Source organism: Mesorhizobium sp. C372A, from assembly GCF_030323245.1.
Lineage (GTDB): Bacteria > Pseudomonadota > Alphaproteobacteria > Rhizobiales > Rhizobiaceae > Mesorhizobium.
The window spans coordinates 5,598,611-5,623,874 of sequence record NZ_CP100475.1 but is presented as its reverse complement, the minus strand read 5'-3'; the positions used below and the strand labels follow the sequence as shown (position 1 = coordinate 5,623,874).

Here is a 25,264-nt window from a genome sequence, read left to right as displayed (position 1 = left end):
TTGGTTTGGCCAGGCATGCGGCCCCTGCCGGCAAATGGCAGCAATCCGTGGCCAGCCGCGATTCGTTCATCCCTTGGCATTAATCTCTGGCGAGCCGATCTTCGGCCGCAACGGCCTTTGAAATGGCTGCTGGCGTCACCGCGATTTCATCACTGGCATCGTGCCAATGAGCGCGAAGCCTGGGACAAGAATTTCGCCGGGCAGCTGCCCTTTGCTCGACATGCTGGGAGGCACATTGTTCATGCCCGACAGGATGCCGCAGAATACGGCACCGATGACCCGGTTCCCTCGCTCTATCATCGGCAGCTTGCCTATCCCTTTGTCGGCGATCAACTCTTTGTCGGCAACACCGAACAGACCGCCCCGTCGGCAAGGCTGGCACAGGCCTCGCCGACGTCTGCCGGCAAGTCCGAGTGATCTTTTTGCTGGGCAGGCCCGGTCCCGGCCGTCTCAGACGGCGTAGCCGCCATAACCATGTGCGACCGGCTTGACCGAGACGGCCGGCTGGACCGCGGGCCAGAGGATGCCTGCCGTGACTGCAAAGGTGATCAGGGCATCGCGTGCGGCCTCGGTCGAGATTTCGCCGGCGCGCGCCGCCTCGCAAGCCCTCACGGCCGCGCCATAGCTCAGGCGCCGGCGTGACGGCGGAAATTCGGTCAGGAAATCATGCATCTCGAACAGCGAGGCGAGCATGCGTTTGTGGCCGGCGCCAACGCTAACGGCAACCGGGGTGAAGAACATCGCGTCGTGCATTCTGGCCTCTCTGGATGGGCGGAAGGGCGGCGGCCGCCGCCCTCCGATCGCGGGTTGGACGCCAGAAAACGCGGCTGGCGGCCCGAGGTTCCCTGAGAGATGCCATGACAGGACGATTTGCTCTTGAGGTCGCTCCCTGCCGGCATTCGCGGTTGCGGCTATTTCCACATGCCGCGCATGCGGGCGCCGAGGTCGACGCGGACTTCAGGTCTGTGGCGCGGATCGTCCTTGGCGTGGACGCTCGCCCAAGAGGTCTGCTCGAAGGCGCCGAGGATCGAGGCCGGGATGAAACGGGTTCGCGAGGCATAGACGTGACGGTCGCCGCGCGCTGCCTGGCCGTGGGTGAAGAAGCGCTGCGGCGTCACCAGATGCAGGCCGTCCTTGGCCCGCGTCATCGCGACGTAAAGCAGCCGGCGCTCCTCCTCGATGTCTTCCTTGGTGCCGACGCCGAGATCGGCCGGGATGCAGCCATCGACGGTGTTGAGCACGAAGACGTTCTTCCATTCCTGGCCCTTGGCCGAATGAATGGTCGACAGGATCAGATAGTCCTCGTCGCGGTGCGGCGGCCCGGCCTGGTCGCTGGTCGCATCCGGTGGATCCAGCGTCAGCTCGGTCAGGAAGCGCTCGCGCGAAGCATAGCCTGAACCGATCTGCTCGAGCTGCATGAGGTCGGCCCGCCGCGTCGTCGCATCCTCGTGCATGCGCTCGAGATGCGGCTCGTACCACAGCCTGACCTGTTCGAGATCGGCCGGCCATTTCCCCGACCGGGCGCGCAGGCCGGAATAAAGCGCAACGAAGGCTGGCCAGTCCTCAGCCGCGCGTTGCGGCGGCCGGTAGCGGGCCAGCCCCATTTCCTCGTCGAGCGATGTCGCCATGGTCTCGACGATGGTGCTCGCCGCCGAAGGGCCGATGCCGGGCAGGAGCTGCAGCACGCGGAAGCCGGCGACGCGGTCGCGCGGGTTCTCGGCAAAACGCAGCACCGAAAGCACATCCTTGACATGGGCGGCGTCGAGGAATTTCAGCCCGCCGAACTTGACGAAGGGGATGTTGCGGCGCGTCAATTCGATCTCCAGCGGGCCGCTGTGGTGCGAGGCGCGAAACAGCACCGCCTGCGATTTCAGCACCGTGCCGGCCTCGCGCTCGGCAAGGATGGCCTGGCAGACATAGTTCGCCTGCTCCGCCTCGTCGCGCACGCTGACCAGTTTCGGTTTTTGCGAGGATTTGCGCTCCGACCAGAGGTTCTTGGTGAAACGCTCCGATGCCTCCGAGATGACCGCATTGGCTGCCGCCAAAATGGTCTCGGTCGAGCGGTAGTTGCGCTCCAGCATGATGACATCGGCGGCTCGCGCGAATTGTTGCGGGAAATCGAGGATGTTGCGCACTTCCGCGGCGCGAAACGAATAGATCGACTGCGCGTCGTCGCCCACCACCGTCAGTCCGGCGCCATCCGGCTTCAGCGCCGAAAGGATCGAGGCCTGCAGCCGGTTGGTGTCCTGGTATTCGTCGACCAGCACATGGTCGAAACGCGAGCCCAGATGCGCCGCGATCTCCGGCTCGGCGGCCATTTGCGCCCAGTAGAGCAGGAGGTCGTCGTAATCGAGCACGTTCTGCGCCTGCTTGGCCTCGACATATCGGGCGAACAGAGCCTTCAGTTGTTCGGCCCAGCCGGCACACCACGGAAAGGCCGAACCCAGCACCTCGCCAAGCGGCGCCTGCGCGTTGACAGCGCGCGAATAGATCGCCAGGCAGGTGCCCTTGGTCGGAAAACGGCTTTCGGTCTTCGAGAATCCAAGTTCATGCCGGGCAAGATTCATCAGGTCGGCGGAATCCTCGCGGTCGTGAATGGTAAAGGCCGGGTCGAGGCCGATCGTCAGCGCATAGTCGCGCAGCAGCCTGGCGCCGATGCCGTGAAACGTGCCGGCCCAGGCCAGCGCATCGGCGATGACGGACGCGTCTCGGCCCAGCACCTCGCCGGCGATGCGTTCGACCCGCCTGGCCATTTCGGTGGCGGCGCGGCGCGAGAATGTCATAAGCAGAATGCGTCTGGGATCAGCGCCCTTGACGATCAGATGCGCAACCCGGTGGGCGAGCGTGTTGGTCTTGCCGGAGCCGGCGCCGGCGATCACCAGCAGCGGCCCGGCGATCTGGCCGTCGCCATGTTCGACAGCGAGCCGCTGCTCGGCGTTGAGCTTCGCCAGATAGGCGGGCCGCAAGGACGAATCATTGATGGCGATGGTCATCGCCTATCAAGCATCGTTTCCGCTTTGTTCGCAACGGGCGGAAGTCGCCCTTACCGCCGTGGCGCGACACCCGTTGCCGCCGACTGGCGCCGCAAGGCGGCGCGTTCGTCGCCAGGCACCGGCAACGGATCGAAATTGTCAGGCACGTCCTTGATGATCTCCTTGGCGATGCGATAGGTCGCGTAAGCGAAAAGGCCGGTAATGAGCAGACGGATCATGGCGCGATCTCCTTTGGGCAACCAACCTCAGAGCCGCCGTTTGGTTCCAGCCGACGCGGCGTCGTTTGCGAGCGTGCAACCAAAGCCGAACCACCTCGTTGCCTTACGAAGAACCACCTCGTTGCCCTACGAAGGAGAGGGCAGACCTAGGAGGTCGCCATGAAGAGGCTTTTGATTCTGTTGGCCGCCAGCTTGGCGCTCGCTGCCTGCGACGGCGACATCCAGCCAACCAAAGCCCCGGTGCTCGATCAAACCCCGCAGACGGATTCGGCGCCAAAGCCGGCGGCCAGCGGCGATCAGCTGGCACAATGATCGTTTTAGCGGGACGACAAGGCTGAAGATGGCCTTCGGGAGAAGAAGGCCGGCGCCGCTTGGGAGGTGAGCCGATAGCGCCGGCCAGGCGGATATCAGGTCCGCCGCAACAACCGAACATAGCTGAGTCTCTCGCCTGCGTCATGAGGTGGGCCGCATCGACCTGCTTCATGACGGCGCTTCTGCACAAAACAACTTCGATGTCAGATGGCGTGCGGAACGAAACTCGACGGGAGGACCTCAGGCAATGGCCTTGCGCAGCACCGGGCCGCCGGCAATCCCGGCGTCCAGCTGGCACTGCGTCAGCGCCGCCTCGGCCATTATCCACTGCTTGAACAGTTCCACCTTGCGCGTGTAGGGCGCGGTGACCGGGCAGACGAAATACCAGCCGGCGGTGTTGGGGTGATGCACGGCAAACGGCGCCACCAGTCTCTCTGCGCGGATCTCGCTCGCCATATAGGCGCGGTTGGCGACTGCAAAGCCCATGCCGGCATTGGCCGCCTCATAGGACATCATGCAGGAATCGAAATAGATGCTCTTGGTCTCGCCGAGCACGGAACTCGCGCCGGCAAAACCCAGCCACGACTGCCAGTTCTGCGTGCAGGTGTCGGAATGCAGCAGCGTGAAATGCCTGAGGTCGTCGGGCGTCACCTGTGACGGCTGCGTGTCGCCGAGAACCTCGTGGAACAGCTTCCTGCTGCACACCGGCGTCAAATCCTCCTTGAACAGCAGGTCCGCCTTGAGGTCGGGAAAGCTGCCGTCGCCATAGCGGATCTCAAGGTCGAACTCGGAGGTGGCGAACTCATTGGTGGCGTAGGAGGTCGAGACGCGCATCTCGATTTCGGGATATTGCCGCTGGAACAGCGGCAGGCGGGCAAACAGCCAGCGCGCCGCGAACGTCGGCAGCACCGAAATCTTCAGCACATGCGCCTGCGACTGTCCGGTCGCCTCCATGCTGGCCGCCACGATGCGCTCCAGCGCCTCGCGAACGCGCGACACATAGGTCTCGCCTTCGGGTGTCAGCGACACCGCATTGCCACCGCGCTGGAAGATCTTGAAGCGCAGCTGGTCCTCGAGGCTTTTAACGCGCTGGCTGACGGCGGAAGCAGTAATAAACTGCTCTTCGCCGGCGCGCGTGAAGTTACGGTGCCGGGCGGCACTTTCGACAATCTTCAGCGAATTGAGGTTGACCTGACTGAGCAGACGCACGCGTTTCGACCTTAAGCTGGGCTTACACTAGCACCAGCATTCCTAATTTTACAGGGGTGGGGAAATTAATCGACAGTTTACCAAGTGATGCCCCCATCCTGGAGAAGTAGAATGAACGCCCATACCATACCTGAACTGCGCTACGCGATGAGCCGAGAAGCCATTATCGGTCATGAGACGGCCTGGAAAGTGTCGGGTTTCGGCGTTGCGCAGTATCTGCATGGCTACGACCCGGCGCTGCTGGCGGCGATCGAAGAGGCGGCGTTGAAGCTTAAGGCCAGCCACGCCGTGCACAAGCACCTCGACCTGACCTTCATCACCGGCGCCGACCGCTTCATCCCGGAGATCAAGGAACTGCTGCATGACAAGCTGCGCCTGGAACGTCTGTCCGACATGATGGGCACCAAGCTCGAGCCCTATCCGCTGTCGATCGTCGGCTCGACCGTCACTTTCATGAATCCCAAGGACGGCGCCGTCGATTGGCATTGCGACGGTGTCCCGGTCACCGAACTCATTCCGCTGTCGATCAGCAATCCGCTGGTCGGCGGCCATCTCGAAATCTACTGCGACGATTCCGAGACCGGCCGCGCCATCCTTGAATCCGGCCGCGAGATTCCGCGCAACCAGGTCATGCGCATCGACCACAAGATGAACTACGCCACGCTCGGCCAGTTTCTCGGCGTCCTGCACCGCACCGCGCCGATCCAGCTCGGCTCGCGCGTCACGCTGGTCCTCAACCAGCGCTCTGTGGCCAAGCCCTATGTCGACGACAACCGCATGTTCTATCTCGCAGCCGACAATGATCATGATCGCGAATGGGTCAACGAACTGGCCGAAGACGTCTGGACGAACCAGCTGCCGGCCTATCGCCGCTTCGAGGAAGAGCGTCCGGTTGCGGCGGCGACGGATGCGCCGGTCCCGGGCGGGTCAAGGGAATCCTGGTAGCCAGGGCATAGAAGTGGACGCCGGTTTGGCCGTCGGTAACATCATGGTCGGCGATAAGGACAAGGCACCGTCTCGGCGATTCCGGGATGGATCGGGCTCGCCATCGGCCCTGGTCTTCGCCGCCGGCGCGGTCGCCCTGTGGTCGACCAACGCGCTGGTCGGCAAATCCCTGCTGGCCAGCCATCCAGTATCGCTCGTGCAGTTGCTGCAATTTTGTGGAGCGGCTCTGGTGTTCGCCGTCCTCCATCTGGCGAGCCGGAAGGGGGACACGCAAGACGCAGCCTTTGCCAAGGGTGCTGACGGCACCCTGGCGCCAGTCGCGGTCGGCTTTATTGGCCTGGTCGGCACCATGGTGCTGCAATACATCGCCTTTGCCTCCATGCCGGTGATCGAGGCCAATCTCGTCGCCTACACCTGGCCGCTGATGGTCGCGGCGGCGGTCATCGTGCTGGGCAAGCGGCAACGCCCCGTGCTGCTGGGGTTGACTGCCGTGCTCGGCTTTGTCGGCGTGGCGCTGGTGATCTCGGGTGGTCGCGGCCAGCCTTTTCTCCAAGGCAGCATCGTCGGCTATCTCGCTGCCTTCGGCTCGGCGCTGTGCATGGCCTTCTATTCGATTGCGGTCGCCCGCCTGGCCACACCGTCGGAGCGTTTGCTTTTGCCTTCGGCGTTGGTCGGCGTCGGCCTGACCTTGCTGTGGTGTATTCACGACGGCGCAGCCTGGCCATCCAGCGAGCACCTCCTGCTTGGCCTCTATCTCGGTGCCGGTCCGATGGGGCTGGGATATTATTTCTGGTCGCGCGCCTTGAAGCTTGAAGGCGGCGGCAAGGTTGCGGTCATCGCCTATCTGACGCCGATCGCATCGACGCTGCTGCTGACACTTTCGGGCGAAAGGCTGACGCTGACCGCGATAGCCGGTGCGGTCCTCGTCATCGGCAGCTGTATTGCGGTGGGCATAGAACGCTCGGAGGCTGAAAACCATGCTTGACGACGATGAACGTCTCGCCAGACAGGAAGCATTCTGGCTGATCAAGGAGTTCGGCGCCGAGGCGCCGCTCTATGCCGCCATGAAGGCCGAAAAGGCGATAGAGCAAAAAGATTTCGGCCGGTGCGCCCGCTGGAAGCGCATTCTGGAGATACTGGCCGACTCCAAACCTGCGGGGGCCGTGCAGTTGAAATCTGCTGGCGCGAAGTCGGCCGTTTCCAAGTATTAGATTTTCTAATTTGCAACGTTGCAACCTGTTGTGGAAACATCCTCCTGTTCCGATTCTTGATCGTTTATTGAGACTTAGCGACCCGTTGGGGGGTGCAGCTAGGTCGATACATCAAGAGAAGTCTTAAAAAAAGCCGGCAACTTCATGACCGGCGGGAGAAACAGAATTGCACACCATCGACAGCAAGACCGCTATTGAACTGACTGCTGACATCGTCTCGGCCTATGTCGGCAACAATCCTCTCCCTGCGTCTGGCCTGCCGGATCTGATCGCCAGCGTCAGCGCATCGGTGCGCAAGCTGGGCAGCATTGCCGCCGTGGAAAGCCCCGCGCTGAACCCGGCTGTCAATCCGAAGCGGTCGGTGTTTCCCGACCACATCGTCTGTCTGGAAGATGGCAAGAAATTCAAGTCGCTGAAGCGCCACTTGATGACCGACCATGGTCTCAGCCCGGAGGAATATCGTGGCAAATGGGGCTTGCCGTCGGACTATCCGATGGTGGCGCCGAACTACTCCGCGACCCGTTCGGCACTGGCCAAGTCCTCGGGCCTCGGCCGCAAGCCGGCCGTTCCGGCCGCCGCGGCCAAGGTGACGAAGCGCAAACCCAAAGCCTGAACCAGGCAGCCTCTGAAAAGTCGGTCTGCTGTTTGCAATGGACGGCGCGCTTAAGGCGCGCCGTTTTCATGCCTTATGCCCCCGCCGGCGCCCAGGCCCTTGCGAAGCGCCGCCCTCCCGTGCAAAAGCCCCGGCATGCTTATCATCAACGATCTTTCGCTCCGCATGGCCGGACGCTTGCTTCTCGATCATGCCTCGCTGACCTTGCCGGCCGGCACAAAGGCCGGCCTCGTCGGCCGCAACGGCACCGGCAAGACGACGCTGTTCAAGGCCATCACCGGCGACTTTCCCTCCGAGACCGGCTCGATAAGCCTGCCCAAGAACACCCGCATCGGCCAGGTGGCGCAGGAAGCGCCCGGCACCGAGGAGCCGCTGATCGAGATCGTGCTCAAGGCCGACCTCGAGCGCACCGCATTGCTCGAGGAGGAAAAGACCGCCACCGACGCGCACCGCATTGCCGACATCCATATGCGGCTGGCGGATATCGATGCGCATTCGGCGGAATCTCGCGCGGCCACCATCCTCGCTGGCCTTGGCTTCGACGACGCCGCGCAGCGCCGCCCGGCCTCGTCCTTCTCCGGCGGCTGGCGCATGCGTGTGGCGCTCGCCGCGGTGCTGTTTGCCGAGCCCGACCTTCTGCTGCTCGACGAGCCGACCAACTATCTCGATCTCGAAGGCACGCTTTGGTTGGAAAACTACGTGTCGAAATATCCGCACACGGTGCTTCTGATCTCGCACGATCGCGACCTGCTCAACCGCGCCGTCAATTCCATCGTTCATCTCGACCAGAAGAAGCTGACCTTCTGGCGCGGCGGCTACGACCAGTTCGAGCGCCAGTACACCGAGCAGAAGGAGTTGCAGGAGAAGGGCCGCGTCAAGCAGGAAGCCGCGCGCAAACACATGGAGTCCTTCGTCGAACGCTTCCGCGCCAAGGCTTCGAAGGCGAGACAGGCGCAGTCGCGCATCAAGGCGCTGGAGAAGATGAAGCCGATTGCCGCGATCGTGAACGACACGGTGAGGCCGTTCTCTTTCCCCGAACCGGTGAAAACGGTGGCGTCGCCGATCATTGCCTTGAACAACGTCAATGTCGGCTACACCGAGGGCCAGCCGATCCTGAAGAAGATGACGTTGCGCATCGATGCCGACGATCGCATCGCGCTGCTCGGCGCCAACGGCAACGGCAAGTCGACCTTCGCCAAGCTTCTCTCGGGCCGGCTGAAGCAGGAAACCGGCACCATGACGGTGGCGCCGGGCCTGAAGGTGGCGATCTTCGCGCAGCATCAGCTCGACGATCTCAGGCCTGATGAAAACGCCTACGAGCATGTCCGCCGGCTGATGCCGGAGGCGCCGGAATCCAAGGTACGTGGCCGCGTCGCCCAGTTCGGTCTCACCACCGAGAAGATGAACACCGCCGCCAAGGACCTGTCCGGCGGCGAGAAGGCGCGCCTGCTGATGGGCCTGTCGGCCTTTGAGGGGCCAAACTTGTTCATCCTCGACGAACCGACCAACCATTTGGACATCGACAGCCGCGAGTCCCTGATCCATGCGCTGAACGAGTTTCCCGGCGCCGTCATCCTCATCTCGCATGACCGCCATCTGCTGGAAGCGACCGCCGACCGGCTGTGGCTGGTCAAGGACGGGGCGGTCAACCCGTATGACGGCGACCTTGAGGACTACAAGACGCTGGTCACCGGCGTGTCCGGCGACCGACGCGGCAAGCGCGAGGCCGAGAAGGCATCCAAGGCCGATCGCCGCCGCGATGCCGCGGCGCGCCGCGCCGCCTTCGAGCCGCTGGCAAAGGAAATCCGCGCCACCGAAGCGCTGATGGACCGCATCCGCAAGCGCATCGACCTGATCGAGGATGAACTCGCCAATCCGGCGGTATACGAGAAGGATCCATCGACGGCGACCCGGCTGGCCAAGGAGCGCTCGCAACTGGCACAGCAGCTTGCCGGTCACGAGGAAAAGTGGCTGACCATGTCGGCCGAGTACGAGGAAGGCACGGCGGAGTGATTTACCCTCCCCCTTGTGGGGAGGGTCGATCCGCAAAGCCGAGCGGGGCGGGGGTCTGCGCCGCACCCCACCCCGGCGCTGCGCGCCGACCCTCCCCATCAAGGGGAGGGTAAGATCTGGCCCTACACGCCGCCTGCGAAACCCGCTAAAAACGCCGCATGAACCAGCACGCCAAGCCCAGAATCGGCCACTCCGCCTGTCCGCATGATTGCCCTTCGACCTGCGCGCTCGAGGTCGAGCTGCTCGATGGCAACCGCATCGGCCGTGTCCATGGCGCCAAGTCCAATACGTATACGGCTGGCGTCGTCTGCGCCAAGGTCGCGCGCTATGCCGATCGTGTCCATCATCCGGACCGACTGCTGAAGCCGCTGATGCGCGCCGGCGCCAAGGGCGACGGCGTCTGGAAGGAATCCAGCTGGGAAGCGGCACTCGACGTCGTCGCCGAGAACTTCATCGCGGCCGAGGAAAAATACGGCTCCGAGACCGTCTGGCCTTATTTCTATGCCGGCACGATGGGGCTGGTGCAGCGCGACGGCATCGACCGGCTGCGCCATGCGAAAAAATACTCCGGCTTCTTCGGCTCGATCTGCACCAATCTGGCCTGGACCGGCTGGATGATGGGAGCGGGCGCCTTGCGTGGTCCCGATCCGCGCGAGATGGCGAAGTCCGACTGCGTGGTGATCTGGGGCACCAATGCCGTGGTCACGCAGGTCAATGTCATGACCCACGCCATCAAGTCGCGGAAGGAGCGTGGCGCCAGGATCGTCGTCATCGACGTCTACGAGAACGCGACGATGAAGCAGGCCGATATGGGCCTTGTGCTGAAGCCCGGCACCGATGGCGCGCTGGCCTGCGCGGTCATGCATGTGCTGTTCAGGGAAGGCATGGCCGACCGCGCCTATCTCGAAAGATACACCGACGATCCGAAGGGGCTGGAAGCGCATCTGGAGACGCGCACGCCGGAATGGGCGTCTGCCATCACCGGTCTTGCCGTCACCGAGATCGAGGCTTTCGCACGCCTCGTCGGCACGACGAGGAAAACCTATTTCCGCCTCGGCTATGGCTTTGCCCGCCAGCGCAATGGCTCGGTCAACATGCACGCGGCATCCTGCATCGCCGCCGTCACCGGCGCCTGGCAATATGAGGGTGGCGGCGCCTTCCATTCCAATTCCGGCATCTTCAAGCTCAACCAGGATGTGCTGGAAGGCACCGCGATGCGCGATCCCGATATTCGCCATCTCGACCAGTCGCGCATCGGTCCGGTGCTGACCGGCGCAGCGGACGCGCTTTACGGTGGCCCGCCGGTGACGGCGATGCTGATCCAGAACACCAACCCGGTGAATGTCGCATCCGAGCAGCGGCTGGTGAAACAAGGTTTTCTGCGTGACGACTTGTTCACCTGCGTGCACGAACAGTTCATGACCGACACGGCAAAGCTTGCCGATGTCGTGCTGCCGGCAACGATGTTCCTCGAGCATGACGACGTCTACAAGGGCGGTGGCAACCAGCACATCACGCTCGGTCCCAAGCTGATCGAACCGCCGGAAGGGCCGCGCACCAACCATTTCGTCATCGAGCAATTGGCGCAGCGTCTCGGCGTCGCCGACCGGCCGGGCTTTGGCCTGACCGAGCAGCAGCATATCGACATCATCCTCGGCAAGCGCGGGCTGGGCTCCTTCGCCAGCCTCAAGGAAGACAAATGGGTCGACCTGCAGCCGGGTTTCGAGGCGGCGCATTTCATCGATGGTTTCGGCCATGCCGACAAGAAATTTCACTTCCGCGCCAACTGGAGCGGGCAGGCGGCGCCCAACCGGCCGCCGAAAAGCATGGGCCTGTTCGGGCCGGTGGCGGAGCTCCCGGAATTCCCCGACCATGTCGACCTGATCGAGGTCGCGGATGCGGAGCATCCGTTCCGGCTGACGACATCACCGGCGCGCAACTTCCTCAATTCGACATTCGCCGAGACACCGGTGTCGAAGGCCAAGGAAGGCCGGCCGGAATTGTTGTTGCATCCGGACGACGCTGCCGCGCTTGGCTTGGACGACGGCGACCGTATCGAGGTCGGCAACCGGCGCGGCGAGGTGGTGCTGCACGCAAAGCTGTTCGATGGCATCAAGCGCGGCGTGGTGATCGCCGAGGGCATCTGGCCAAACAGCGCCCATGAGCGTGGCGAAGGCATCAATGTGCTCACCGGCGCCGACGCACCAGCGCCCTATGGCGGCGCTGCCTTTCACGACAACAAGGTCTGGCTGCGGCCGGCGGGCTAAAGCAATTCCAGGAAAAGTGTGAGCGGTTTTCCGTCCGGAATTGCGTAAAAGTGACTGGCTATCCCGGCAGAGGCACCGTCAGCCCCACCTTGACACGGTCCATGGCAACGAAGGTGCGGAATTTTCGGACATTCTTGCTGTCGAAGAACAGTCTGCGCGTCAGGGCCTCATAGGCCCCCATGTCGGCCGCGGTGATGACTAGGATGAAGTCGGCCTCGCCGGTGACGTAGTAGCATTGCTGCACTTCGGGCTCTGCCGAGAATTGCCGCTTGGCCGCGTCGATCAGGTCCGAGCGTTCGCTCTCCAGTTCGACCTCGACGAAAATGGTGATGGGCTGGCCGACCACAACGGGGTTGATGACAGCGACGTTGCCGGCAATGACGCCGGACTGTTCCATGCGCTTGATGCGCCGCTGCACCGCCGGCGCCGACAGGTTGACGGCTTCGCCGATCAGCCGCTGCGGCGTCGTGTTGTCCCGCTGCAGGATGGCAAGGATGGCGAGGTCGAAACTGTCGAGCGAAGGCGATCGAGGCAAAGCGCTATCCTGGCGAAACAAACTTGCATTTCGAAGCGCCAATAACAGCGCTATTTGCGCCTCGGCTGCAATATGATTTCGTCACACCTAAAGGAGGCCGCCCGTGTTCCTGCTCAACAGCAATGCCTTGCACCGCCGGCCGCTCGATCCGGTCGATGCCGAAACGCTGGGGAATGCCGGCGCCGATACGGTCGAGCGCTTTCTGGCCCATCGCGACAATCACCTGCCAACGCCCTTGCATGCATTGCCGACGCTGGCCGGCGAACTCGGCCTCGGCGCCGTCCACATCAAGGATGAAGGCTTTCGCCTCGGTCTCGGCAGCTTCAAGGCGCTCGGCGGCGCCTATGCCGTTTTTCGACTGGTGCTGGAGGAGGCGAGCCGATCGCTTGGTCGGCCCGTTGACGTGGCCGATCTCAACCGGTTCGACGTCCGGGCGGTCGCTGCCGGGATGACGGTTGCCTGCGCCACCGACGGCAATCACGGCCGCTCGGTCGCGCAAGGTGCACAGTTGGTTGGCGCGAAAGCGGCAATCTTCGTTCACGCCGGCGTCAGCGAGGCGCGCATTGCAGCAATAGCCCGCTATGGCGCCGAGATGATCCGCGTCGACGGCAATTATGACGACTCGGTCAGGCAGGCCGCCGAGGTTTCAGCTGAGCAAGGCTGGACCGTGGTGTCCGACACCTCCTGGCCGGGCTACGAGCGCATCCCCGGTCTGGTCATGCAGGGCTATTCGACGATCGTGCGTGAAGCATTGGGCCAGTTGCCGCAGCCGCCGACCCATGTCTTCGTGCAGGCCGGTGTCGGCGGCATTGCCGCCGCCCTGGCCGGCCATCTCGCCATCGTGCTCGGTCACGCCAGGCCGACCTTCATCGTCGTCGAGCCGGCCCGCGCCGCCTGCGTTGTCGCAGCCGCCCGGGTGGGCCACGTGGTCAAGGTCGCACACGATCAGCCGACGGTGATGGCGATGCTCGAATGCTACGAGGCCTCGCAAGTTGCCTGGCGCGTTCTGGCGCGGGTTGCCGATGCCTTCATGACGGTGGATGAGGAGGAGGCGGTCGCGGTGATGCGGCGGCTGGCACGGCCGGCTGGCAATGATCCAGTGATCGTCGCCGGCGAAAGCGGCGGCGTCGGTCTGGCCGGGCTGATCCGGGCGGTGGCCGACCACAAGGCCGCGCTCGGGCTCGACGACAAATCCCGCGTGCTGCTGATCAACACCGAAGGCGCCACAGACCCGCATCGCTATACCGAGCTGGTCGGGCAGAGCCCCGCCGATGTGCTGGCCGGCAAGCTGAAGGCCGAGGCATAGCCATGATCGGGATCGATGCACAGCGTCTGCTTGGCCGCATCCGGGAACTCGGCGCCGTTGGCCGCGACAGTGAGGATAGGCTGATCCGGCTCGCCGTCTCCGACACAGACAGACAGGGCCGTGACCTCTTTGTCGGCTGGCTCGGGCAGGCCAGGCTGGAAGTCGCCATCGACCGGGTCGGCAATATTTTCGGCATCTGGCAATGCCCCGACAATGCCGGGCAGGCGCCACTGCTCATCGGTTCGCATATCGACACCGTCATCGATGCCGGCATCTATGATGGCTGCTACGGCGTGCTGGCCGGGCTGGAGGTGATCGAGACGCTGCAGGCTTCGGGCTTTTCGCCGTCACGCCCGGTCGCGGTCGCCGCTTTCACCAATGAGGAAGGTGTGCGCTACACGCCTGATATGATGGGCTCGCTATGCCATGCCGGTGGCGTCAGCGCCGAGGCCGTGCTGGCCGCCATCGGCACGGATGGCAGCGTGCTCGGCCAGGAGCTCGCCCGCATCGGCTATGCCGGCGACCGCGAACCCGGCTTCCTCAAGCCGCATGCCTATCTCGAACTTCATATCGAGCAGGGGCCGGTGCTGGAGCGTGAAGGCGTGCCGATCGGCGCGGTCGAGAATCTGCAAGGCATTTCCTGGCAGCGCATCACCATCGACGGCGCCGCCAACCATGCCGGCACCACGCCGATGTCGATGCGCAGCGACGCCGGCCACGCCGCCGCCCGCATCATCACCTTCCTGCACGACCGGGCGAAAGCTTCAAATGGGCCAACCGTGGTCACTGTAGGCACGATGCGCTTCGAACCCAATGCCATCAACGTCATTCCCTCGCGCGCTATCTTCACCGTCGATCTGCGCGATCCCGACGAACAGCGCCTGCAGGCGCATGAGGCGGCCCTTGCTGCCTATCTCGAGGAGCTCGCTGCAGCCGAAAGCCTGTCGATTTCGGCAGAGCAACTGGCCCGTTTCGAACCGGTTCTATTCGACATCGGCATCGTCGAACGGATCGAGGCGGCCGCAAAGAACCGCGGTCTTGGCGTCAGGCGCATGACATCGGGCGCCGGCCATGATGCACAGATGATGGCCCGCCTCGCGCCGGCGGCAATGATCTTCGTGCCGAGCGCCGGTGGCATCAGCCACAATCCGCGCGAACACACTGAAGATGCCGAGCTTGTCGCCGGCGCCAACATCCTGCTTGATGTCGCCAGTGAGCTTGCAAAATAGGTCGGGGAGAAAATGGCTGAGCTCGATCGTGATGTGCTGAAGCAGGAAATGACCGGCTGGCGGCGCGACTTGCACGCGCATCCCGAGTTCGGCTTCGAAGAAAAGCGCACCGCCGCCTTCGTCGCCGCGAAGCTGCGCGAATTCGGGCTGGACGACGTTGCAGAGGGGGTCGGCGGCACCGGCATCGTCGGCACATTGAAGCGCGGCAGCGGCAACCGGGCGATTGCGCTCAGGGCCGACATGGATGCGCTGCGGATCACCGAGCAGTCCGCGACAGCCTATGGCTCGCAGAACCCCGGCATCATGCATGCCTGCGGCCATGACGGCCACACCACCATGCTGCTCGGCGCGGCAAAGCTGCTCGCCGCCGAGGGCGGTTTCGACGGCACCGTGCGTTTCGTTTTCCAGCCGGCCGAGGAGTGGGGCAAGGGCGCGCTGGCAATGCTCGATGACGGGCTGCTGCAGCGCTTCCCCTTCGACGAGATCTTTGGCCTGCACAACATGCCGGGCCTGCCCATTGGACATTTCGAGACCCGTGCCGGCCCGTTCATGTCGGCGGAGGACAATTTCGAGATCGTGCTCAAGGGGATCGGCGGCCATGCGGCGCGTCCACATTCCGGGAACGAGACGCTGGTCGCCGCCTGCGCGCTGGTAACCAATCTGCAAACCATCGTCTCGCGCCGGCTGAGTCCCGCCGACATTTCGGTGGTTTCGGTGACCGAGCTGATCACCGACGGCACCCGCAACGCATTGCCCGGCCTCGCCCGCATCCTCGGTGACGCCCGCAGTTTTCGTCCCGAGGTCAGCGCCGAGATCGAGCGCCAGATGCGGGTCATCGCGGCGGGCACCGCCGCTGCCTACAATGTCACCGCCGACGTGACCTATAGCAGGGAATTCGTGCCGCTGCAGAACGATGCCGACCTGGTGGACGCGGCCTTTGTCGCCGCAAGGCGCGTGCTGGCCTATGGCGCCGCCAGCATCGCGGCGGAGCCGATGACCGCCTCGGAGGATTTCGCCCGCTTCCTCGATCACGTACCGGGCTGCTTCGTCTTTCTCGGCAATGGCGAGACCTCGCCGCCGCTGCACAATTCCAGCTACGACTTCAACGATGACGGGCTGTTGCACGGCACGGATTTCCATATCGCGATCGTCAGGCAAAGACTGGGCGGCGCGATCGGGAAGTGACGCCTGATCGCCTTCGCAACTGGCCCAAGCGGCACTGCTATCGCCAGCCAGATGCCGGGTTTAGGGAGATTGCCTGTTGCCGGAGATCGCACGCCGATGACCAGGGTTTCGCTTCTGGGAATACCACATGACGAGAACTCGTCCTATCTCAAGGGCGCGGCTGCAGCGCCGGCCCTGATCCGGCGCGAACTCAAAAGCGACGCGCACAGCTCGTGGAGCGAAACCGGCTTCGATGTGGCGGACAGTTTCGTCGACCACGGCGACATCGACTTTTCAGGCGCCGGCGATCCGTGGGAGCGAATCGAGGCCGAGGTCGGCCGCGCGCTGGATGCCGGCCACCCGTTGATCAGCCTCGGCGGCGATCATGCCATCGCCTGGCCGGTGCTGCGTGCCGTGCGCCGCCGCCATGCCAGGCTAACGATCGTCCAGATCGACGCCCATCCCGACATCTACGATGCCTATCAGGGCAACAGGCGGTCCCACACCTCGTCCTTCGCGCGCATCCTGGAGGAGGGGCTGGCTGACCGGCTGATCCAGATCGGCCTGCGCACCCTCAATGATGAGCTTCGTGACCAGCTCAAGCGCTTCGGCGTCGAAATGATCGAGGCGCGGCATTTCAGCGAGGATCTGCAGCTCGATCTCAAGACGCCGGTCTATCTCTCGGTCGATCTCGACGGCCTCGACCCGGCTTGTGCGCCCGGCGTGTCGCACCGCGAACCCGGTGGTCTTACAACCCGGCAAGTGATCAACCTGATCCAGCGGATCGACCAGCCCATCGTCGGCGCCGATGTCGTCGAATACAATGCAAGCCAGGATGTCTCCAATCTCACTGCGCTGGTTGCCGCCAAGCTGGTCAAGGAGATCGCCGGCATGATGCTCAAGACCCATGGCGCCGGCTGAACCAATCTGGCAGGGCGGCATGATAGATCATTGTTGTGACTCGCATTTCCAGTGAAAGCCGCCATGCCGCATCTGTTGAAGTTAGCCATAGCCGGTGCGCTCGGCCGCATGGGCAGGGAGATGGCGCTGGCCGTCGAGACCGATCCCAGGCTGGCGCTCGTCGCCCGCTTTCACAGGCCGGGCAGCATCGGTGAGGGGCTGGTCGAGCGCGACGAAGCACTGGCGCTTGCGGATGTCGTCATCGATTTCACCACGCCTTCGGCCTCCGTCGATCTTGCACAAGCTTGCGCGGCCCGCGGCGGCCCGGCGCTGGTCATCGGCTCGACCGGCTTCGAGCCGGCCGATCTCGCCGCCATCGCTGCTGCTTCGAAGTCCGTCGCCATCGTTCGCTCAGGCAGCTACTCGCTGGGGCTCAACATGCTGGCTGGGCTGGTCGAACAGGCGGCGCGAGCACTTGGTCCCGCCGCCGACATCGAGATCCTGGAAGCGCATCACCGCATGAAGGTCGACGCACCGTCGGGCACGGCGCTGATGCTGGGCGAGGCGGCCGCTCGCGGACATGGCGTCAGGCTGGACGATGTGGCGAAAAGCATCCGCGACGGCCTTACAGGTCCACGCCCTGCCGGCGAGATCGGCTTTGCCGTGCTGCGCGGCGGCAGCATCGTCGGCGAGCACTGCGTGAGCTTCCTCGGTGAGGGCGAAACGCTTACGCTCTCGCATTCAGCTGGCGACCGCTCGATGTTCGCGCGCGGCGCCATTGCGGCCGCACGCTGGGTCGCCGTCCGGCCGCCCCGCGAATACGACATGCGCGACGTACTGGGCTTCACGACCTTTTGAGATGTAAGGGATAACGCAACGAGGGGCGTTGCGAGGTCGGAGCCGCCTGGAGAATAGAATATAGCAACAACTACGCCATTCGGCGCCTTCCAAGACCGAACCGAACGGTTCGGTTCGCACATTTTTGTGATTGGCAATGGCAGCAACGCACACCCATTTCGGGGTGGTCCGAGCGACGCGAATTCCTCCCAAGGCACGCCACTTGACGGACAGAACTGAAAAATCTGGATTACCTGAAATGACCAAGATCGCACTTACCGCTGCTGCTGCCATCCTCCTTGCCACCGGCACCGCTTTCGCAGGCAGCGACCACTACGGCTCCGACGGCGTCAACCAGCCTGCTGTGGCAGCGCCCGCCGGCAACATCGATCACAGTTATACCGCCTCGATCCGCAAGCCGGCCAGCCTCGGCGATTTCCCGATCAAAGGCGACTCGAACCAGCCGGAATCCGGCCAGGGCATCTGGGGTCGTTGATTTTCTGAGAAATCTACGACCACAAAGAGCGGTGGGCCTGGCCCACCGCTCTTGGTTTATGCAATTGACTCGGGCCGCAAAGATCTTGAATCAATCCGCCAGCAGCGGGTCCTATCTCCTTGTTTGGCCGTGGTCTTTTCAAAACACGGTTTGCGGCTGTCACCTGCGGCTAGCCCGTTAGCAGCTTGGTCTAGCTTAGATCCTTCGGCTTGATGCAATGCGTCAACCGGGCCGCGCCGAAGCCGAGATCCGCCCAGTCGCCGTCGATGACAAAGCGGGCAAGGGCGCCGGTCGGGAATTTCTCTTCAAGTTTCCTGAGAGCAGCCACACCCGATCGCGGACCGGCGAGCCGGCGGGCAAAGTCCTCCAGGCCGGGATTATGGCCGAGCACCAGGAGACAGCTAGCCGATGCGACTGCCTGCTGCAGCTCGGCCAGAATGTCGCCAGCCGTGGCTTCGAAAAGCGCCTCGGCGAACTCCACCGTTACGCTCGCCGACAGTTCCGCCGAGACCAGCCGCCATGTCTCGCGCGTACGCAGCGCCGGCGACACCAGCGCCAGGTCAGGCAGCCAACTGCGCCGGGCCAGTTCGCGCCCCATCAGCGGCGCCGTCTTCAGCCCGCGCGGCCCGAGCGGCCGGTCGAAATCAGCAAGCGCCGGGTCGTCCCAGCTCGACTTGGCGTGGCGCAGCAGGAGCAATTGTCTCGGTGTCGCCATGTCGGCCTACGGCGTGATCCGCGCCAGATGTTCGAGATCGCGCTCTTCGCGCAGCGGGTCGGGCGCCATCACCACGGAAGTTCCGTTTTCGGCATCGTCGGCGAAATGTGCCAGCACGGTGCGACCGCCTTCCATGTGCGCCTTGCCGTCGGCGACCAGCCCGAGCGCCAGCGCATAAAGCCGGTGCTCGGCCTTCAGCACTCTGGCGGCCAACGTGTCTTCGTTGTCGCCGACCATCACCGGCACCGCTGCCTGCGCGATGATCGGGCCGTCATCCATCTCTGATGTGACGAAATGCACCGTGCAGCCATGAATGCGAATGCCGGCGCGCAGGGCGCGCGCATGCGTATCGAGCCCTTTGAAGGCCGGCAGCAGGGCAGGGTGGATGTTGATCATGCGCCCCTGCCACTTCTCGACCAGGCCGCGGGACAGGATGCGCAGATAGCCGGCCAGCGCCACGATCTCGGCGTTGAATGCAATCAGCGCGGCGTCGATCGCCGCATCATGGGCTTCCTTGCTGGCATGGTCGGCGCGCACGATGACCTTGGTCGGGATACCGCGCGCGGCCGCGATGCCGAGGCCGGCGGCGTTGGCCCGGTCGGAAATGACGCCAACGATCTCGGCCGGATAGGCCGGGTCGCTGGCCGCCGCGATCAGCGCCGTCATGTTGGAGCCGCGTCCCGAGATCAGAACAACCGTGCGTTTCCTGCTCATAGGCCGATCGAGCCCCGATAGATGACGCCGGCGTCGCGGCGCGGAACGATGCGGCCGATCGGCGTCACAGTCTCGCCGGCCTCCTGCAGCACGGCTGCGACCTGTGCCGCCTGGCCGGAGGCGACGACGAGGATCATGCCGATGCCGCAGTTGAAGGTGCGCATCATCTCCTCCGGCGCCACGCCGCCAGTCTTCGCCAGCCAGGAAAACACCGGCGGCACATCGATGGCATTGAGATCGAGTTCTGCGGAAAAGTCCTTCGGCAGGACGCGCGGAATGTTTTCGGGAAAGCCGCCGCCGGTGATATGGGCCAGCGCCTTGATGCCATGCGTGTTGCGGATCGCCTTCAAGATCGACTTCACATAGATGCGGGTCGGCTCGAGCAGCGCTTCGGCCAGCGTCGCCTCATCGTTGAACGGCGCCGGATCGCTCCAGGCAAGCCCGCTGACGCCAACGATGCGCCGCACCAGCGAAAAGCCATTGGAATGCAGGCCCGAGGAAGCCAGGCCAAGCAGCACGTCGCCTTCGACGATATCGTCGGTCGGCAGCAACTGGCCGCGTTCGGCAGCACCGACGGCGAAACCGGCAAGGTCGTAATCCTTGTCGTTATACATGCCGGGCATTTCGGCGGTCTCGCCGCCGATCAGCGCGCAGCCGGCCTGTCGGCAGCCGATTGCTATGCCGCCGACGATTGCCGCCCCCTGGTCGGGGTCGAGCTTGCCGGTGGCGAAATAGTCGAGGAAGAACAGTGGCTCGGCGCCCTGCACGACGATGTCGTTGACGCACATGGCGACGAGGTCGATGCCGATCGTGTCGTGCTTGCCGGCATCGATGGCGATCTTCAGCTTGGTGCCGACGCCGTCATTGGCGGCAACCAGCACCGGATCCGTGAAACCCGCCGCCTTGAGGTCGAACAGGCCGCCAAAACCGCCGATCTCGCCATCGGCGCCCGGCCGGCGCGTCGCGCGCACCAGCGGCTTGATCTTCTCGACCATGAGGTTGCCGGCATCGATGTCGACGCCCGCCTCGGCATAGGTGAGCCCGTTCTTGCGCTTGGCCCGGTCGCCCTTGCTCATCGTCGGCGCATCCCTGTTTCCCTCGGCGGCTCTTCGCATGAATGGTTTCGGGGGGCAAGGATGACGACAGGATACCGGGCTTTTGCCCAAGATAAATACGTGGACAGTCGCCCCTTCACCGCTGGTCCTTGCAGCCACAATCCATCTCCATCATCGATCTGCAGAACAAGCATGGCGGGACATGCCCTTGACCATTCCCAACCTCATCACCATCCTGCGCTTCGTGCTGGTGCTGGCGATGCTGAACATGCGCTGGGACTGGGCCTTTGCCGGATTTCTCGTTGCCGGAATTGCTGATGGCGTCGACGGCTTCATCGCCCGCCGCTTCAACCAGCATTCGAACTCGGCGCCTATCTCGATCCGATGGCCGACAAGGTGCTTCTGGTCTCGGTGTTCGTGGTCATGGGCTTCATCGGGCAATTGCCGCTGTGGCTGGTGGTGACCATGGTGTCACGCGATGCGCTGATCATCTGCGCCGTGCTTTTGTCCACGGTCATGGCGCATCCGGTCGAGATGAAGCCGCTCTATGTGTCGTAGGCCAACACCGCCGCCCAGATCGTGCTGGCGCCGTGGTGCTGGGCGAACTTGCCCTTGGCCTCCACCTCGACCCGCTCAGGCCTGCGCTCATATTGCTGTCCGGGGTCTTGACCGTGGCTTCGGCCGCGGCCTATCTCGTGGCTTGGCTGAGGCATATGAGCGGCTATGGCGAAGGCTCCACCCCGGGTAGTTGACAAGACTGCCGCGTTAGCAGACGCGGCTGCGTCCCTGGCGTTTCGCCGCCAGATTTTCTTCTGGCTGGGCACGGCAATCTTCCTGGCGCTGTTCCTCTACATTTTTTCCAGCATCCTGTTGCCGTTCGTTGCCGGCATGGTGCTGGCCTATTTTCTCGACCCGGTCGCCGACCGGCTGCAACGCCTCGGCCTCTCCCGGCTGATGGCGACGGTGGTCATCCTGATTGCCTTCATCGTCCTTTTGGTGCTGGCCTTCGTCATCCTGGTTCCGGTACTGGCCACGCAGATGGCCGATTTCGCCAGCAAGCTGCCGGAATATCTGACCCGGCTGCAGTCGCTGATCACCAGCTTCGATCCGAAATGGCTGGAGCAGAAATTCGGCGTCAATGCCAATGGCCTGCGCGACGGGCTGAATTCGCTGCTCACTTCCGGTTTCGGCCTGCTGAGCACCGTCTTCACCTCGATCTGGAGTTCTGGCGTTGCTCTGGTGTCGGTGGTCAGCCTGTTCGTGGTCACTCCGGTTGTCGCTTTCTACATGCTGCTCGACTGGGATCGCATGGTGGCGGTCGTCGACAGCTGGGTGCCGCGCGATTATGTCGGGACGGTCAGGGCGATCTCCAGGGACATCAACACCGCGACCGCCGGCTTCGTGCGCGGCCAGGGCACGCTGTGCCTGGTGCTCGGCGGCATGTATGCCACCGGCCTGACGCTGACCGGGCTGAATTTCGCCATCCTCATCGGCCTCTTCGCCGGGCTGATCTCGTTCATCCCTTATGTCGGCTCGCTGACCGGACTGGTCCTGGCCGTCGGCGTCGCCTTCGTCCAGTTCTGGCCGGACTGGACCATGATCGTTGCTGTCGCCGTGGTGTTCTTCATCGGCCAGTTCATCGAAGGCAACATCCTGCAGCCCAGATTGGTCGGAAAAAGCGTCGGCCTGCACCCGGTCTGGCTGATGTTTGCGCTGTTCGCTTTCGGCGCCCTGTTCGGCTTCGTCGGCCTTTTGATCGCCGTTCCTGCTTCGGCGGCGGTTGCCGTGCTGGTGCGCTTTGCCATTGCCCGCTATCTCGAATCGCCGCTCTACAAGGGACACTCCACCGAGCCAGTCCCGCCGCTGCCTGCCGATCGCGGCGGCGGCCACCGCTCGCCGCGCGGCTGAACGTGACGGATCATAAGACCGAACCGCCGCGCCAACTGCCGCTCGACCTTGGCCACGGCACCGGCTACTCGCGCGACGAACTGGTGGTGTCGGCCACCAACCGCGAGGCGGCAGCCCTTGTCGATCGCTGGCCGGACTGGCCGTCGCCGGTGATCGTGCTCGCTGGCCCGGCCGGTTCCGGCAAGACACATCTGGGCTCGATCTGGCAGGCGCGGGCCAACGCTGTGGCGGTCGATGCCCAGCGCATCGGCAATGCCATCACCGGGCTTGGCGGCAGGCCCGCGCTGATCGACGATGTCGACACGACAGCCATCGACGAGGCGGGCCTGTTCCATCTCATCAATGAAGTGCGCGGCGCCGGGGCCACCTTGCTGTTGACGGCGCGGCGCTTCCCCGCCGCCTGGAGGGTGACGTTGCCCGATCTTGCCTCGCGGCTGAAGGCGGCGGCAACCGTCGAGATCCATGAGCCGGACGATTTGCTTCTGGCCGGTGTCATCACCAAACTCTTCGCCGACCGCCAGGTCGAGGTCGAGCCGCATGTCGTGCAATATCTGGTGCGCCGCATCGAGCGCTCGCTGGCCACCGCCATGCGCGTGGTCGAGCGCCTCGACCGCACCGCGCTCGAGCGCAAGACGCCGATCACCAGGGCGCTCGCCGCCGAAACCGTCAGCGCAATGGACGAAGGGCAGGGCGAGTTCGAGGTGTAGGCAGTGGAAGGAGAAGACTCCGCTCCTGTCCCATTTCGAGAAGAAACCTCTGGCACCCATCTTGCAACACTGCGTTTGCCGGCTGACCCCGGTCCTGATCGCGTTCCTGATCGGGTTGTAGGCTCGCCGGGAGTGATGATTGGGGTTCTCGCCCGGCGAGCTTACCTTCAGATAGAATCGCCGCAAGGCCTACGATTGCGCGCCAGCTGTCATTCAGACTTCACCAAACCGCAAGATCTTATCGTCCTGCATTGAAATGGACCATTAGATGGTCTACTTCTTGAATATGGACCAGAGCATGGTCCATAAAGGAGTGGTCAATGCAGGTATCCGTTACAGACGCCAAGGGGCAGCTCACCGAACTGGTCCGTCGTGCCGAGGCGGGTGATGAAGTTATCCTGACCCGTCATGGTCATGCAGCCGTGCGCCTTGTTCCCATGAAGGCTGTCCCTGACAGGAAAAGCCGCCGGGCATTACTGGAGGCAATGCGAGCATCCGGCGCTGCCAAGGCAAAGACCGGGTCGGATGCCGCGCGGAGCCAGGACTTCCTCTATGGCGACGATGGCCTGCCCGAATGATCGTGGTCGATACCTCGGCCCTGATGGCGATCGTTCTTGCCGAACCTCAATCCAGTGCCTGCATAGCGGCGCTGGAAGCCGAAGACGATATTTTGATCTCGGCTGGCACAGTGGCCGAGGCGCTGATCGTGGCGGACAGGCGCAATGTCGGTGAGGAAATGGCCGGCCTGATCGGCGGGCTCGGCTTCGAGGTCACGGCGGTGACACCAGCCTCTGGCCGGCGCATAGCCGAGGCGTATGGGAAATGGGGCAAGGGTATTCATCCGGCCGGGCTCAATTTCGGCGATTGCTTTGCCTATGAAGTGGCAAAGGATCGAGCCTGCCGCTTGCTCTATGTTGGCGACGATTTTTCGAAGACCGATATCGAGAGCGCTCTATAGAGCTACGTTTATGCCCACAACGCCGCCAGATACCGGACCAGCAGATAGACCACCGTATGCGCTGCCACGTAGCACGCGGCAACGACGACAAAGAACAGCACGCTGGCGGGCCACGAGCGGGGAGGGCCTTGCCTCTTGCTCGGCCGGTTGTTCCAGATCCACAGGGCCGCACAGATAATGGCCCAGACGACGACGAACGGAACCGTGATGCCGATGTAAGCGAAGTACGCAGGGCCAATCAGCGAAAGCCATGCCTCGAGACCAAGCATCCAGAATCTCCCCTTTGGAAGCGAGGGGATTATCCCTGCGTCCATTTTCAGCCAAACCCGCCGAAGGGATGCTGTTCGATGACACGGGCGCCTGATGCATGTCGCTCAAGTGGCCCCGGTTTTGAGAGAACCGCATGCATCAAACAAGACCTCAAGCGCGTCGCGTGAGTCCGTTCAAATGAGACGCGCTTTAGGTCAGATTGGTGCTCCGGTCGCCAACTCGGCCGTAGCAGGTCCAAAGCGATCGGATCAGCCGCAGACCCTGACCTCTTCGACGACCCTGTGGTGATGGCGCCAGTGCCTGACCAGTTCGATATGGCAGCGGTGATGGCGGTGGTGGCGCCGCCATTGGCCATCCTGGTTGTCGCTGTAGTCGTCGCCATAGTCGTCGCTATAGTCTTTGTGGCGCTGGTGATGGCGAAGAACCTGTATATCGCCATCGTCGGACGAATATTGATCGTCGTCATCGGACTGGATAGTCAGACTGGCGGCTTGCGCCGGTGCGATCAAAGCCGCCGTTCCGGCGAACGCGATCATGGAGACGATGAGAAGGGTTTTCATTGTTTGCTCCTTGGGTTGAACATACACAACTCTCGGAGCGAACTGGTGTTCCAATGTAGGGTCCGATCGGCGAGCGGCTGCTGCTTGGGCAATGCGTGCCGCCATGCGCTACCGGCGAGGCAGCCAATG

The 25,264-nt window shown here is 63.6% G+C and carries 29 protein-coding genes and 1 pseudogene; 19 read left to right on the top strand and 11 right to left on the bottom strand.

All coding sequences use genetic code 11. The annotated features are described in order from the left end of the window. Positions 1–15: 15 nt before the first annotated feature. Entirely contained in the window at positions 16–417 is a 402-nt protein-coding gene (locus NLY42_RS27160; protein WP_196813848.1) for a sterol desaturase family protein, read from the top strand. Between the two features lie 33 nt (positions 418–450). On the opposite strand, the gene NLY42_RS27155 is transcribed toward NLY42_RS27160, so the two are convergent. The 3 genes from NLY42_RS27155 to NLY42_RS27145 form a co-directional block, all read right to left on the bottom strand. Next, positions 451–753, bottom strand: a complete 303-nt coding sequence (locus NLY42_RS27155; RefSeq protein ID WP_023670262.1) for a DUF982 domain-containing protein — start codon at positions 751–753, stop codon at positions 451–453. 158 nt (positions 754–911) lie between these two features. Further along, positions 912–2,993 carry an ATP-dependent helicase gene (locus NLY42_RS27150; protein WP_023754705.1) on the bottom strand — a complete coding sequence of 694 codons (2,082 nt, stop codon included), beginning with the start codon at positions 2,991–2,993 and terminating at the stop codon, positions 912–914. Positions 2,994–3,043: 50 nt separating this feature from the next. Then, complete coding sequence (locus tag NLY42_RS27145) at positions 3,044–3,211, bottom strand: hypothetical protein (protein ID WP_023684745.1); 168 nt, start codon at positions 3,209–3,211, stop codon at positions 3,044–3,046. Between the two features lie 159 nt (positions 3,212–3,370). Here NLY42_RS27145 and NLY42_RS27140 point away from each other — a divergent pair, with 159 nt between their 5' ends. Continuing rightward, positions 3,371–3,523, top strand: coding sequence for a hypothetical protein (locus NLY42_RS27140; protein ID WP_023754704.1), 153 nt, complete (start codon positions 3,371–3,373; stop codon positions 3,521–3,523). Positions 3,524–3,763: 240 nt separating this feature from the next. On the opposite strand, the gene NLY42_RS27135 is transcribed toward NLY42_RS27140, so the two are convergent. After that, positions 3,764–4,732, bottom strand: a complete 969-nt coding sequence (locus NLY42_RS27135) for a LysR substrate-binding domain-containing protein (protein WP_023689076.1) — start codon at positions 4,730–4,732, stop codon at positions 3,764–3,766. Positions 4,733–4,843: 111 nt separating this feature from the next. Between NLY42_RS27135 and NLY42_RS27130 the strand changes: the two genes are divergently transcribed. The 6 genes from NLY42_RS27130 to NLY42_RS27105 all read left to right on the top strand — a co-directional run bounded on the left by NLY42_RS27130 (position 4,844) and on the right by NLY42_RS27105 (position 11,781). Beyond that, positions 4,844–5,677, top strand: coding sequence for a hypothetical protein (locus NLY42_RS27130; protein ID WP_023684748.1), 834 nt, complete (start codon positions 4,844–4,846; stop codon positions 5,675–5,677). Between the two features lie 43 nt (positions 5,678–5,720). Continuing rightward, positions 5,721–6,662 (top strand): DMT family transporter, encoded by a 942-nt coding sequence (locus NLY42_RS27125; RefSeq protein WP_023754703.1) that lies wholly within the window; start codon positions 5,721–5,723, stop codon positions 6,660–6,662. After that, positions 6,655–6,888, top strand: coding sequence for a hypothetical protein (locus NLY42_RS27120; protein WP_023754702.1), 234 nt, complete (start codon positions 6,655–6,657; stop codon positions 6,886–6,888). The genes NLY42_RS27125 and NLY42_RS27120 overlap by 8 nt, the downstream gene beginning before the upstream one ends. Positions 6,889–7,054: 166 nt before the next feature. Beyond that, the gene (locus tag NLY42_RS27115; RefSeq protein ID WP_023670270.1) at positions 7,055–7,501 is read left to right on the top strand and encodes a Ros/MucR family transcriptional regulator; all 447 of its coding nucleotides are present in this window, start codon (positions 7,055–7,057) and stop codon (positions 7,499–7,501) included. 135 nt (positions 7,502–7,636) lie between these two features. Then, positions 7,637–9,514 (top strand): ABC-F family ATP-binding cassette domain-containing protein, encoded by a 1,878-nt coding sequence (locus NLY42_RS27110; RefSeq protein WP_023689073.1) that lies wholly within the window; start codon positions 7,637–7,639, stop codon positions 9,512–9,514. Positions 9,515–9,672: 158 nt separating this feature from the next. Further along, entirely contained in the window at positions 9,673–11,781 is a 2,109-nt protein-coding gene (locus NLY42_RS27105; protein WP_023754701.1) for a molybdopterin-containing oxidoreductase family protein, read from the top strand. 58 nt (positions 11,782–11,839) lie between these two features. On the opposite strand, the gene NLY42_RS27100 is transcribed toward NLY42_RS27105, so the two are convergent. After that, positions 11,840–12,316, bottom strand: coding sequence for an Lrp/AsnC family transcriptional regulator (locus tag NLY42_RS27100; protein ID WP_023738646.1), 477 nt, complete (start codon positions 12,314–12,316; stop codon positions 11,840–11,842). Positions 12,317–12,419: 103 nt separating this feature from the next. Between NLY42_RS27100 and NLY42_RS27095 the strand changes: the two genes are divergently transcribed. The 6 genes from NLY42_RS27095 (at position 12,420) to NLY42_RS27070 (ending at position 18,248) form a co-directional block, all read left to right on the top strand. Further along, entirely contained in the window at positions 12,420–13,622 is a 1,203-nt protein-coding gene (locus NLY42_RS27095; RefSeq protein ID WP_023715097.1) for a diaminopropionate ammonia-lyase, read from the top strand. A gap of 2 nt (positions 13,623–13,624) precedes the next feature. After that, complete coding sequence (locus NLY42_RS27090) at positions 13,625–14,851, top strand: Zn-dependent hydrolase (protein WP_031193519.1); 1,227 nt, start codon at positions 13,625–13,627, stop codon at positions 14,849–14,851. Positions 14,852–14,863: 12 nt separating this feature from the next. Beyond that, a complete protein-coding gene (locus NLY42_RS27085; protein WP_023754699.1) occupies positions 14,864–16,036 on the top strand; it encodes an amidohydrolase in 1,173 nt (390 codons plus the stop codon). A 96-nt stretch (positions 16,037–16,132) separates the two neighbouring features. After that, positions 16,133–16,936 (top strand): agmatinase, encoded by an 804-nt coding sequence (speB, locus tag NLY42_RS27080; protein ID WP_023684756.1) that lies wholly within the window; start codon positions 16,133–16,135, stop codon positions 16,934–16,936. Between the two features lie 63 nt (positions 16,937–16,999). Beyond that, a complete protein-coding gene (gene dapB, locus NLY42_RS27075) occupies positions 17,000–17,773 on the top strand; it encodes a 4-hydroxy-tetrahydrodipicolinate reductase (protein ID WP_023754698.1) in 774 nt (257 codons plus the stop codon). Between the two features lie 238 nt (positions 17,774–18,011). Then, positions 18,012–18,248 (top strand): DUF680 domain-containing protein, encoded by a 237-nt coding sequence (locus NLY42_RS27070; protein WP_023754697.1) that lies wholly within the window; start codon positions 18,012–18,014, stop codon positions 18,246–18,248. A gap of 190 nt (positions 18,249–18,438) precedes the next feature. On the opposite strand, the gene NLY42_RS27065 is transcribed toward NLY42_RS27070, so the two are convergent. From NLY42_RS27065 to NLY42_RS27050, 4 genes are all read right to left on the bottom strand, one after another. Beyond that, the gene (locus tag NLY42_RS27065; RefSeq protein ID WP_023705321.1) at positions 18,439–18,963 is read right to left on the bottom strand and encodes a SixA phosphatase family protein; all 525 of its coding nucleotides are present in this window, start codon (positions 18,961–18,963) and stop codon (positions 18,439–18,441) included. A 6-nt stretch (positions 18,964–18,969) separates the two neighbouring features. Further along, positions 18,970–19,677 carry a phosphoribosylglycinamide formyltransferase gene (gene purN / locus NLY42_RS27060; protein ID WP_023754696.1) on the bottom strand — a complete coding sequence of 236 codons (708 nt, stop codon included), beginning with the start codon at positions 19,675–19,677 and terminating at the stop codon, positions 18,970–18,972. Next, positions 19,674–20,753, bottom strand: coding sequence for a phosphoribosylformylglycinamidine cyclo-ligase (gene purM, locus NLY42_RS27055; RefSeq protein WP_023684760.1), 1,080 nt, complete (start codon positions 20,751–20,753; stop codon positions 19,674–19,676). The genes purN and purM overlap by 4 nt, the downstream gene beginning before the upstream one ends. A gap of 115 nt (positions 20,754–20,868) precedes the next feature. Then, the gene (locus tag NLY42_RS27050; RefSeq protein WP_023754695.1) at positions 20,869–21,090 is read right to left on the bottom strand and encodes a hypothetical protein; all 222 of its coding nucleotides are present in this window, start codon (positions 21,088–21,090) and stop codon (positions 20,869–20,871) included. On the opposite strand from NLY42_RS27050, the pseudogene NLY42_RS27045 reads away from it, so the two are divergent. The 5 genes and pseudogenes from NLY42_RS27045 (at position 20,992) to NLY42_RS27025 (ending at position 24,305) form a co-directional block, all read left to right on the top strand. Continuing rightward, positions 20,992–21,484, top strand: a pseudogene (locus tag NLY42_RS27045) (CDP-alcohol phosphatidyltransferase family protein). The gene NLY42_RS27050 and the pseudogene NLY42_RS27045 sit on opposite strands and share 99 nt — an antisense overlap. Beyond that, positions 21,456–22,640, top strand: a complete 1,185-nt coding sequence (locus tag NLY42_RS27040; RefSeq protein ID WP_023754694.1) for an AI-2E family transporter — start codon at positions 21,456–21,458, stop codon at positions 22,638–22,640. Before NLY42_RS27045 ends, NLY42_RS27040 begins: the two are co-directional and overlap by 29 nt. Positions 22,641–22,642: 2 nt before the next feature. Beyond that, positions 22,643–23,347, top strand: a complete 705-nt coding sequence (gene hdaA / locus NLY42_RS27035) for a DnaA regulatory inactivator HdaA (protein WP_023754693.1) — start codon at positions 22,643–22,645, stop codon at positions 23,345–23,347. Positions 23,348–23,667: 320 nt separating this feature from the next. Beyond that, complete coding sequence (locus tag NLY42_RS27030; protein WP_023701880.1) at positions 23,668–23,925, top strand: type II toxin-antitoxin system Phd/YefM family antitoxin; 258 nt, start codon at positions 23,668–23,670, stop codon at positions 23,923–23,925. After that, positions 23,922–24,305, top strand: a complete 384-nt coding sequence (locus NLY42_RS27025; protein ID WP_023701879.1) for a type II toxin-antitoxin system VapC family toxin — start codon at positions 23,922–23,924, stop codon at positions 24,303–24,305. The genes NLY42_RS27030 and NLY42_RS27025 overlap by 4 nt, the downstream gene beginning before the upstream one ends. Positions 24,306–24,313: 8 nt before the next feature. Here the strand turns inward: NLY42_RS27025 and NLY42_RS27020 are convergent, their stop codons facing one another. Together NLY42_RS27020 and NLY42_RS27015 are read right to left on the bottom strand one after the other, a co-directional pair. After that, a complete protein-coding gene (locus NLY42_RS27020) occupies positions 24,314–24,574 on the bottom strand; it encodes a hypothetical protein (protein ID WP_023701878.1) in 261 nt (86 codons plus the stop codon). A gap of 249 nt (positions 24,575–24,823) precedes the next feature. Further along, positions 24,824–25,135, bottom strand: coding sequence for a hypothetical protein (locus tag NLY42_RS27015; protein WP_023754692.1), 312 nt, complete (start codon positions 25,133–25,135; stop codon positions 24,824–24,826). Between the last annotated feature and the right edge of the window lie 129 nt (positions 25,136–25,264).